Genomic DNA, 10,934 nt, shown 5'->3' on the forward strand with positions numbered 1-10,934 from the left:
GCTTACCGGGGGACAACCAGTGGGCCCCCATTTACCGGGTCGGTTGCCACGACAGCAGGCAGATCAAAAACGCTGTTCAGCAAAGTCTCCGTGACCACCTCGGCAGGCGCACCGACCGCACGAACCTCGCCACGCTGCATCACGATAAGTTGATCCGAGTAGCGTGCTGCGAGGTTCAAATCATGCAACACCATGAGCACGGTTCGCCCCTCTTGATCAGCGAGTCGACGTACGAGCGACAAGACCTCGACGGAGTGAGACAGGTCCAGGTATGTCGTCGGCTCGTCCAAAAACACGAGCGGAGTGTCCTGCGCCAAGACCATCGCGATCCAGGCACGCTGGCGCTGTCCGCCAGAAAGCCGTTCGAGTGGACGATCTGCAAACTCTGCAATATTGGTCAGTTCCATCACCGCATCAACCGCACGCGCATCCTCAGCAGAAGCCTGTCGTAGCCAAGACTGATGCGGGTGGCGTCCGCGGCTGACCAAGTCACGAACCGTCAGTCCCTCGGGGGCGACAGGCGTCTGTGGCAATACTGCTAGCTGACGCGCAATCTCTCGGCGCTTCATTTTCGACGTGTCTACGCCGTTCAGCATTACCGTGCCGCCATCGCGCGCAATAAGCCCTGCTGTAGCTCGCAACAGCGTTGACTTGCCGCAACCGTTGGGGCCGATGATTGTGGTGACACCGCCTTGGGGCACGTCGAGATCAATGCCGTCAACGATGACGGAAGCCCCATAACTCACCTTGAGATTTCGAACCTGAAGCATCATACGGACACCTTTCGTGTTGCGCGTAGCAGTGTGTAGAGCAGTGCTGCGCCACCAATCGCAGTTGTAGCTATGCCCACCGGCAAGTTCCCCGGCACCAGGGTGCGCACTGCTAAGTCTGCGCCAGACACAATCGCCGCGCCAGCGAGCATCGCTGTTCCTAAAGGTGGCGTTGCTGCTTGTGTGATCTTGCGTCCAATCTGTGGCGCAACAAACGCCACAAAAGCTATCGGACCAGACGCCGCGACGGCCACCGATGCCAGCACTACAGCCATGAGCATGAGGATGAGTTGCATATGCCGGGGCTCCACCCCGAGGCCAGCAGCCGTATCCTCCCCGAGCGAGAGCGCCTGCAGATTGAAGGCTGCCCACCGCAAGAACGGAACGACGACTGCCAGCGCAATAAGTACGGCGAGTGCATCGCGCCAGCTAGCAGAACCCACCGAGCCGGTCACCCACGCCTGCGCCTTGCCTACGTCACGATAGTCGGCGCGAACGAGCAGGAACGAGGTATATGCCATCGCCAGTGCATTGATAATGATCCCGGCGAAGACAAGCTGGAAAGACCCGAGACCCGCGCCACGGCTCAGCCACCAGATTGCCGCAGACACTGCTAATCCACCGAGGAACGCACTGAGCGGGACCCCCAGAAGATGCAGCAGCATTCCGGAGCTTCCACCAGCAAGTAACGCAGTCAATGCGAAAGCGGAGGCACCCGAAGTGACGCCCAAGATGTCTGGGCTCGCCAATGGATTCCTCGTGATGGTCTGGAAGATCGCCCCCGCAAAACCAAGCGCAGCTCCTACTCCCAAAGCAGTTACCACCCGCGGCAGACGCCACTGAACAATCACCGTACGAGCCAATTCTGTGGATTGGCCCATGAGCGCAGAAGCGACATCCCGCACCGTAAGCCCGAAGTCCCCGACTATAACGCCGCCAATGGCCGCGGCGAAAGCCAACACCGCAAGGACACCATTCGTCACGAAAACCCGCATCACAGTTTCGCCCCTTTGCGCAAGAGGTACAGGGCAAATGGGGCACCAACGAAGGCGAGCGTGATGCCCACCTGCAATTCGCCGGGCCTGGCGATGACGCGGCCGATAACGTCGGCAAGCAAAAGCAACGTGGCCCCAGCCAACGCGGAACACGGTAGTACCCAGCGGTAATCGGGCCCCGTGAAGGCGCGCACAAGGTGTGGAACAACCAGACCGACGAACCCGATTGGGCCCGCCCCAGCCACCGCGGCACCCGTGAGCAATGCAACCAGGACGATGCCCACGGCCCGCGAGAGGGGGACGCTCACGCCAAGTGCGCTTGCCACATCGTCTCCCAAGTTCAGGAGGTTCACCCTGTTTGCCATGGCGAAGGCCCCCACTAGTCCGAGGAGAATCACCGGGGCAAGCACCGCGACCACCTGCATGTCGCGCCCAGCGATAGCGCCCGCCGTCCAAAACCGCATCTCGTTGAGGCTTTGTGTATTGGTCAGCACGATGCCGCTGGTGAGGGCACTACAAACCGCGCCCAGCGCAGAACCACCGAGCACAACCATGATCGGGCTCGATCCCAGGCTCCTCATACTGAGTGTGAACACGAGCGCCACCGCAAGTATTGCGCCGAGGAATCCCACCCCAACAGTGCCCAACACCGTCATTGAGCCATGAAAGGAAATGGCTGCAGCCACCGCAAGCGCCGCACCAGGGCCTACACCCAGCAAGTTTGTGTCTGCGAGCGGGTTTCGGGTGTGTCCCTGCAGCAACGCCCCCGCTGTGCCCAAGGCTGCCCCCACCAACAGGCCGAGCAGGGTGCGCGGAACCCGAAGCTGTGCAATGATCTTCGCCTCGTCGCTGGAGGCCTCAAGCCTCTCGGCTCCTCCCGAGAATGCCAACACAATTCCGTCGCGAACCGCGCCCAACGTTGCCCCGAAACCCATTTCACGCGCCCCGAACAGAAGAGACACTAATGCCGCGCACACGGTGGAAGCCGCAAGGAAAGCGACAAGCCCTACACGTTTATCCACTTTGTAACCCCGTTATCGCCAATACCCCATAAACGACACGTGGTGGCGAGGCACACCCGCCTCTTTCACCAGGAGCCGCCGCATCGCCGTCACAGCCGTGTTCTTCCCTGCGATCCAGTAATAGGTGTGCCCTGCAGTATCCGACGTGGGACCTATCAATTCTCCACTGCTGGAATACGTGGGTGTCTCCCAGACTTCATCGAGCTGGGCTTCATCCACAAGACCAGGTTCTCCATTTTCCAACGAAGCGGAGGCACAACGGGATCCAACTTCCTGTTTCAGCTGCGCAAGAAGCAAGCCTCCATAGTCGAAGTCCCCCTCTGCACGAAAATGCCACCGGACATCAACCTGTGAAGGGGAGTCGATGGGCAGGTGATTGCCGGCGGGCACCTCGATATCAACCGAACCAGCGAGCCCCTCGGGCCAATCCTCCAGGATACGAGCCATTGCAGGCAACGCGGTTTCATCGCCGTAAAGACGGGCAATCCCAGCAGATCCGGGGTTAAATTCAATACCAACACCGGAATCATCGTCACGGGTTGGTCCAATAATCAGCAGCTGCTGTCCAGGGTGAGCGTCTTGTGCCCACGCCGAGGCGGGACCGGGACTATCGCTGTGCAAAACAAAATCCACATCCACTTCGTCAGGGCTGTCAGCACTTCGCCGGAACTCCCGAATGGAATAGGTACGCAGGTGTCCGCGCGTGTGCTCCGGCATCGCACGCCATGTGTCCCACCACCCCTCTTCGGGAAGCTCGAACAGACCGCTGGCAGGCGGGATCAGCAGCTTGATACGCAAATCTCTGATCGGAACGGCGGGCCCCATGGCGTCGATCCCGGTGAACGTCACCCGCTGGAAACTCGGCGCAATACGTTCACTCCGGACGACGGTTGCAAGAAAAGACCTAAAACTCACCCCGTAAATTATATAGGCTTGCCTAACCTATAGAAAGTGTGAAGCGCGCAGTCCCCTAGCGCCCGCGTAGCTGGAGTCGGCTAGCCACCTTCAAAGCAGGTGACAGCAGGGGCATCATCAACCGCTACCTCGTATCGACGTTCGTCGACCCGGCGAAGTAAAAGGCGGATACATTCTCTTTAGCGATGGGTAGGACGCACTGATCGGAACCGGTTTGGTGCTTGTCCGACGCAAGCGGCCCTGAGCTTCCCTGTCACCAGGAGTGAGCGCGCTCGTTGTTCATATCGTCGTCGGCACCCATCCATTAAGCTCTGACACAGTGATTTCGACCCGCCATTTCGTCTGAAGGGAATAACATGCGCAGGCCTTACTACAGGACATCACGCGGACGCGTCATTGCAGGGGTCTGTGCAGGGCTCGCAGAACGCTACGGTCGCAGCCCAGACACAATCCGTTGGTGGTATGCAGTAGCGCAACTATTTAGCTTGCCCGCCATTGCCACCTATATCCTCCAGTGGTTGTTGTATCCGCTCGACGATAACCCTGAGCCGCCGGAAACTGAGCAACCTGCAAGCTGACCAGCCAAGAGACGAGGTGGCGTGCCAGGTACCGCGCGCCTCATCCCAGCCAGCCCATTCCAACATCCTGCACGCACAAGACCGCCCTCCTGTACATTTATGGCATATCTCTTAGCGGTTCCGTGCCGCTATGTGTTTCCATCCCATGAAAGACAAGTACGCGGAGCGCTGATATGTTTCATTTCCTTCCGTTACTAGCCATCCTTCTCGACTACTTCCTCGAAGTTCCGGATACAGCATCGGAGCCTGAATCACTGATAGGAAGCATCATCAGCACCTTCGGGCCATTTTCCGCGTTGGTGTTTGGAATAGTGGCACTGCTCTTGCGGCCGCTACCTCGGAAGTTTGCTGTTATCTCCAGCGCAGCCGGCCTGCTAGGTCTCATCGCAATCATTGTGCCCATGGTCCTGGCCCCCAGCCCAGAATCGTTTATACACGTTTGGATTCCGCTTCCGGCAGGGTTACTGCTCGCAGGAATCTACGTCCTCATCATTTCCCACATAGAGCAGGCCAATCCCGTGTTAGTACTTCGTCAAGACACGAGCAGGCTATCGATGCCCGGCGCGATCACGGCCGCTTTTCTCATTCTTACTGCGGGGCGGCTACTCACTGCCCATGCGTGGCCATATCCCGAGGCAATCTTGGTAGGCACCGTGTGTGCCCTGGCCACGCTCGCGTTTTATGAGATGAATTGGAAGTACCTGGTTGGCGCTGTGGTCATTATCCAAGCTGCGCAAATGTTTTATTCCGCATTCCCGTTCGAGGCATGCATGCTTTATGAGGCATGCACCGCTGTCAAGGCGGCTTGCATCCTCGAGATTGTCCGCACAGGTACCCGCGAACATCTGCTGAAGCAAACGACGCACAGCGAAACTCCCGCAGCCGCTGGAAAATAACGTGTAAGTGTGGCTTGCGCCTTCCGCCAGACCTGCACCGATCAGATCGTTCAGCAGTATCCGCCCATAGTCTTCTACCAGCGCGTTCGCCACTTTGAAGCGGCTCCATTCGGCGCATTGCACTCCCAAAACACTCCCTTCGTCGCCCCGAGAGTTGTTTCGAGTTGTTTATTACTCCCATTTTTGCGCCAAATCGGGATATCCCCCAAAAAGACCACCCTCACCGCTCACGCCCACACCAACTGTAGTGCCAATACAGACATACACACCACGCAGGAGACCTCAATTGAAACAAAGTGTTCGCCATACATTTGAGTCACACCACCCCATAGTCTCCTACCCGAACCTCCAACCCTAAAACAGGGCACAAGCGGACCCACATTCACAGTATTTGTGAACATAGATAATCTTGCCACAATCGGAATCTGCAACAGCGCAAATGAGACGCTATCCAGACCTTTTGTAGTGTGAACATACATACGCTTGACACTAATGTGAACGTAGGTTAATCTTTTTGCAGCAAACGCGAACACCACGAAAGGAATCCGGGCAATGAACACACCCCAAAGCGCCCCCAACCCCCAGTCCGACACCCGACCTCGCCGCCTCATTCTGATTGACATTGAAAATTTCAATGGCCAGCCAATTCAAAGCGTTGCCCAGGCCAAATGGTGTAAGAAGATGCTCACTCTTTGGCTAGATATCCAGGAAGGCGAAATCGTAATCATCGCATCAGACAAGAGCGGCGTCCTGAATGTGAACGCAGGTTGGAAAGGTCCGCGTTTGCTCATGGGGATGGGTCCCAACGGCGCAGATCATCGACTGATCGAAGAGATTGAACGTATGAATTTCGGACAGTTTGACGAAATCGCATTAGTCTCCGGAGATGGCATCTTCGCCAACCCTGTCGCTTTCGCCGCAGAGTTCGGAGTACCTACCAAGGTGTATTCACACGGAGTGCAGCTTTCTCACCAACTCCGCTTCGCGGCATCCGAAGTTTTCCTAGCGGAGGATGGGTACATTCCAACCAGCACCAACCTCGAAACCACCCCGACAATGAACAACAACGTAATTCAGCTTCACCCGCACACTGAGGAGACAGCATAAATGGTTGCAACCACCGGACACCTCACGCTCAAAGACATCGCAGAGCTCGCCCAGGTCAGCCGCCCTGCGGTGAGTAACTGGCGTAAGCGCTACGATGACTTCCCTGCGCCCGTAGAGGAATCAACCCCGCGTAAACCTTTATTCGAGGCAGCAGCTGTTGTAAGTTGGCTCAAACGCAACGACTTCTTCCCCAAAGATGCTGAGCAAGATCTGCAACTCACGGCACTGTGGGCGGCCGCAAATCTGTTGCGTAATGAGATCCCGATTGAAGATATTCCGCTAGTAATACTGACTCTGCTCGCTCTCGATAAAGATCCCTCCTTTACGCCCCCAGCAGAATTCAAGACATTGCGGGCTCACATCAGCGAAGAAACAATCAATGACGTCGAGCATGGCATTTCCAAACTTGGTGTCATCGATTACGGCAAAGCTGCCCAGTTAGTAGTCGATCGATTCCTTGGTCTAGGCTCGCGTGGTTCTCGTAGCCAGTATGGGACCTCTCATTCGCTTTCCAGTGCAACAATTGTGGCGGCCGCTTCGACTACCAGTAAGAACGTTCAGACGGTACTAGATCCTGCGTGTGGCATTGCCGGAACGCTTCTCGGCGTCCGCAAACACGCGCCAGGTGCACAGCTCATGGGCACAGAGATGACGTCCGACTCCGCAGCCCTAGCCCGTCTGCTTGTGTATCTCGCAGGTCAGGAAGCCACCATCAAAACCAGTGATTCTCTTCGCTACGATCCGTTTTCGGATGTCCAAGCCGACCTCATCGTCTGTGAACCTACGATAAGAATGCGCTTTACGCGAGATGAGCTAGATCACCTGCAGCGTGTTTTCCCGAAATACCCGTTGAGGGGACTTATGAGCGACGAGCTCTTCCTGCTTTACTGCGTGCAACACCTAGCTGCCGACGGTCGCGCGTACGTTATCACGGGGCTGGGCACAACGTTCATCAGGCAGTTCAAGGAACACCGGCAGCGCCTCGCAGCAGAAGGGCAGATCGAAGCTGTCGTGCAACTCCCTGGTGGGATTCTCTCGGCATCGCGTATTCCAGTTGCACTGTGGGTGCTGAGTGCAGGGGGTATCGAAGAGCCGTTGCTCATTGATGCTTCTCACCAGAAGCCGGAATCTGTCCCCCAGCGAATCGCAAATTGGCTCACCGCCGCACGCAACAAGCAAGACACGGACGTGCCGTACGAGGCAGTTACCTTGGCAGACGTTGTTACCAACGATGGATCACTTCACCCGTCAACCTATCTAGTTCAGGCCATCGCTATCGACCCCAGCGACGCAGCCGCCGAGTTCGATGCCGCTTTCCAACACTTACAAGCAACCACAAAGGACTTCATGAAAATCTCCGCCCCCAGCGTCTCCGCAGACGCAATCCCGTCTTCAGCCTCGTCCACCACTATGCGCGAGCTCGTCAACGCCGGTCACTTCATTCGTATTTTCGGCAATTATCGCTCCGACGACAGCCAAGATCAGGACGGCGCCCGTCTCGCAACTCCGAACGACGATGCGGAACCTACCTTTGTCAAGGACTTCGAGCCTGAGGACGTTCTACAACCTGGTGACATCCTGATGCCACGGTTGGGAACCATCCCGGCGCGAGTGCACGAAGACGATAGCCAGAATTGGGTTCCTTCAAATCATTTCATCGTTTTCCGCGCTGCATCCGATGCGTACGACCCATACTTCATCGCCGCATGCCTCAACGCCACAGCGAATTTCGACAGTCGTGGCCCGGTGCCGAAGCGAAACTCAGTAGCACGTCTTGTCATCCCAGAGCTCAATCGTGATCAACAGGCGGTCATTGCAGAAACGCAGCGTTCGCTCGAAAACGCCAGTTCGGCTGCACGCCAACTTGAACGCGAAACCAAACACGCGAGCGAAGCCCTGATCAATCTTGTCTTCGCAGGAAAGTAGGATCCCAGATATGACTCCGACCCCCATCAAAGAATTCCAGGACACCCTGTGGAAAGCAGCCGATAAGCTGCGCGGCTCCATGGATGCTTCACAATACAAAGACATCGTCCTGGGCCTTGTATTTCTTAAGTACGTCACCGACGCTTTCGACGCCCGCCGCGAGGAACTTCGAGCAGAGCTCGAAGAAGACGGCGCGAGTGAAGAGGATATTCTCGAGGATCTCGAAGATCGTGACGCTTACTTGGAAAAGAACGTCTTCTGGGTAGCAGAAACAGCCCGCTGGGATTACCTCAAGCGCCATTCAAAGGGCAAGACTGAAGGTGCTGGGGGTGAGTTTAAGAGCATCGGCAAGCTTATCGACGAAGCCGCCGAAGCCCTCATGGCCGATAATCCTTCCTTGGAAGGCACACTGCAGCGAAATTACAACAGCGAGAGCGTAGACCAGCACAGGCTTGGCGGGCTCATCGATCTCTTCAGCACGACCCGCTTTACCGCTGAAGGCCCGGAGCGTGCACGCGACCTGTTAGGTGAGGTGTACGAGTATTTCCTCGCCCGCTTCGCGTCTGCAGAAGGCAAGCGTGGCGGCGAGTTCTACACCCCACGTTCCGTGGTGCGCACACTTGTTGAGATTCTCGAGCCGACCGAGGGCCGCGTCTACGACCCGTGCTGCGGCTCAGGTGGCATGTTCGTCCAGGCAGAAAAGTTCCTCGACGCACACGACAGGGACCCGTCTGCGATTGCAATTTACGGCCAAGAGAACAATGAGCTCACTTGGCGCATGGCGCGCATGAACCTTGCCATTCACGCCTTGAGCGCGAGCGGTCTCGGTGAGCGTTGGGGCGATACTTTCGCCCGCGACATCCACCCAGGCGTGGAGATGGACTATGTACTGGCCAACCCACCATTCAACATCCATGATTGGGTGCGCAACACCGATGATAAGCGTTGGATTTACGGTGTACCGCCGAAGCGCAATGCCAATTTTGGCTGGATGCAGCACATCATCTCGAAACTGAGCGCCCAGGGTGAAGCGGGCGTTGTCATGGCGAATGGCACCATGACTTCGAATACCTCCGGCGAGGGCGAGATCCGTAAGAACATGCTGGAAGACGACATCGTCTCGTGCGTGGTCACGCTTCCGGCTCAGCTCTTCCGCGGCACACAGATCCCCGTGTGCGTCTGGTTCTTCGCCAAAGACAAGGGCGTTGGTTCTAAGGGATCCATCGATCGCCGCGGCCAGTTCCTCCTTATTGACGCTCGCTCAATCGGCCACATGGTTGACCGCACTGAGCGCACTTTCTCGGATGCGGATATCCAGAAGATTGCGAACACGTTCCGCACCTGGCGTGGTCGTCCGTCTGCCGAGGGCGAATATGAAGACGTGCCTGGCTATTGCAAGTCGATTTCTTTGGAGGAGCTCCGTGAAGCAGACTACGCACTCACCCCAGGCCGTTATGTAGGGTTCGCCGTCGCTGAAGAGGACACCGAACCAATCGATGAGAAGATCGAACGCCTCAAGGCAGAACTCACCGCCGCGCTGGACGAGTCCGCGCGCCTCGATGCAGTGGTCCGTGAGCAGCTCGGGAGGTTGCAATAATGACCTGGACAGAAACCACCCTGGGAGAATTAGTCACACTCCAGAGGGGGTTCGACCTCCCCTCCAAAAGCCGAATCCCTGGCAGCGTTCCAGTTCTGTCTGCCGGAAAGAAAATCGCAAGTCATAACCAAGCGAAGGTCACCGGCCCTGGCTTTGTCATCGGGCGAAGCTCAAACCTCGGCATTCCAAAGTGGAGTGACACGGACTTTTGGCCATTGAATACGACGCTGTTTGCTAAAGACTTTAAAGGTAATAATCCACGATGGCTCTTTTATCTATTCCAAACAATAGATTTGACCGGTTTCAATTCGGGGACCGCCCAAGCTTCTCTGAACCGGAACTACATTAGTGGTTTCAGTGTGACTGCTCCATCTAGGTCAGAACAAGACCGCATCGTTGGCGTCCTTGGTTCTCTCGACGACAAGACCGCGGCGAACACAAAGGTAATCTCTGCCAGTAGAAAAATGATCCAAACTGTTGCAGAAACTGTAAGCAACACAGTGTCTCTAGATGAGCTTGCTGTTCGAAATAAAAAATCCATTAATCCAGCTAAATTGGACGATCCTTTCGTCATGCACTACAGCATTCCCAGTTTCGATTCTGGTGCTCCAATGATGGAACCCACAGATTCGATTAAGAGCAACAAGATGCACGTGGAACGCGCAGCCGTACTGGTTTCCAAACTCAACCCCGACACTCCCCGAGTTTGGAGTGTTCCAGCCCCTGCAACTGAGGCCTTGTCATTAGCCTCAACAGAATTCATAGTCCTGGAGCCCTCGGAGATCACTCAATCTCAGTTGTACGCAGCTACGCTACATCCGCAGTTTCATCGTCAGCTCGCTTCCCTAGTGGGAGGAACGTCAAAAAGCCACCAACGAGTAAAACCAGAAGACATGTTGAACTGCATAGTCCCAGATGTCCGTGTCTTTACTGATGCACAGATCGAGTTGCTCGAGACTCTTGCCAAAATTGAAGTCCGATTAACCTATGAAAACCTGTCCCTCGCCAAAACTCGCGATGAGCTGCTTCCGCTCCTTATGAATGGCAAGATCACTGTAAGAGAAGCGGCGCAGGAAGCCACCGCTGCAGGTGCGGAAATCCTGGGTGAGGAGAACGAGGCGTAGAACC

At 56.3% G+C, this 10,934-nt stretch carries 10 protein-coding genes; 6 read left to right on the top strand and 4 right to left on the bottom strand.

The features are described from left to right. Nucleotides 1–2: 2 nt before the first annotated feature. From QP752_RS09335 to QP752_RS09350, 4 genes are read right to left on the bottom strand one after another with little or no spacing between them, the layout of a single operon-like run. Nucleotides 3–773 (bottom strand): ABC transporter ATP-binding protein, encoded by a 771-nt coding sequence (locus QP752_RS09335; protein ID WP_070361767.1) that lies wholly within the window; start codon nucleotides 771–773, stop codon nucleotides 3–5. Then, nucleotides 770–1,765 carry an iron chelate uptake ABC transporter family permease subunit gene (locus QP752_RS09340; protein ID WP_284805337.1) on the bottom strand — a complete coding sequence of 332 codons (996 nt, stop codon included), beginning with the start codon at nucleotides 1,763–1,765 and terminating at the stop codon, nucleotides 770–772. Before QP752_RS09340 ends, QP752_RS09335 begins: the two co-directional genes overlap by 4 nt. After that, nucleotides 1,765–2,787 carry an iron ABC transporter permease gene (locus tag QP752_RS09345; protein ID WP_070975646.1) on the bottom strand — a complete coding sequence of 341 codons (1,023 nt, stop codon included), beginning with the start codon at nucleotides 2,785–2,787 and terminating at the stop codon, nucleotides 1,765–1,767. Before QP752_RS09345 ends, QP752_RS09340 begins: the two co-directional genes overlap by 1 nt. A gap of 12 nt (nucleotides 2,788–2,799) precedes the next feature. After that, a complete protein-coding gene (locus QP752_RS09350) occupies nucleotides 2,800–3,702 on the bottom strand; it encodes a siderophore-interacting protein (protein ID WP_070361765.1) in 903 nt (300 codons plus the stop codon). A gap of 356 nt (nucleotides 3,703–4,058) precedes the next feature. Between QP752_RS09350 and QP752_RS09355 the strand changes: the two genes are divergently transcribed. The 6 genes from QP752_RS09355 to QP752_RS09380 all read left to right on the top strand — a co-directional run bounded on the left by QP752_RS09355 (nucleotide 4,059) and on the right by QP752_RS09380 (nucleotide 10,930). After that, entirely contained in the window at nucleotides 4,059–4,280 is a 222-nt protein-coding gene (locus tag QP752_RS09355; RefSeq protein ID WP_083329431.1) for a PspC domain-containing protein, read from the top strand. 173 nt (nucleotides 4,281–4,453) lie between these two features. Beyond that, nucleotides 4,454–5,176: a hypothetical protein gene (locus QP752_RS09360; protein WP_284805338.1), complete on the top strand. Its 723-nt coding sequence runs from the start codon at nucleotides 4,454–4,456 to the stop codon at nucleotides 5,174–5,176. A 552-nt stretch (nucleotides 5,177–5,728) separates the two neighbouring features. Further along, a complete protein-coding gene (locus QP752_RS09365) occupies nucleotides 5,729–6,283 on the top strand; it encodes an NYN domain-containing protein (protein ID WP_256021378.1) in 555 nt (184 codons plus the stop codon). Continuing rightward, nucleotides 6,284–8,209, top strand: coding sequence for an N-6 DNA methylase (locus QP752_RS09370; RefSeq protein WP_284805339.1), 1,926 nt, complete (start codon nucleotides 6,284–6,286; stop codon nucleotides 8,207–8,209). Between the two features lie 10 nt (nucleotides 8,210–8,219). Beyond that, nucleotides 8,220–9,806 carry a class I SAM-dependent DNA methyltransferase gene (locus tag QP752_RS09375; RefSeq protein ID WP_284805340.1) on the top strand — a complete coding sequence of 529 codons (1,587 nt, stop codon included), beginning with the start codon at nucleotides 8,220–8,222 and terminating at the stop codon, nucleotides 9,804–9,806. Beyond that, entirely contained in the window at nucleotides 9,806–10,930 is a 1,125-nt protein-coding gene (locus QP752_RS09380; protein WP_284805341.1) for a restriction endonuclease subunit S, read from the top strand. The genes QP752_RS09375 and QP752_RS09380 overlap by 1 nt, the downstream gene beginning before the upstream one ends. The last annotated feature ends 4 nt before the right edge of the window (nucleotides 10,931–10,934 follow it).

The sequence above is a fragment of the Corynebacterium sp. UMB10321 genome, from assembly GCF_030228725.1.
In the GTDB taxonomy this organism is placed as follows: Bacteria; Actinomycetota; Actinomycetes; order Mycobacteriales; family Mycobacteriaceae; genus Corynebacterium; species Corynebacterium pseudogenitalium.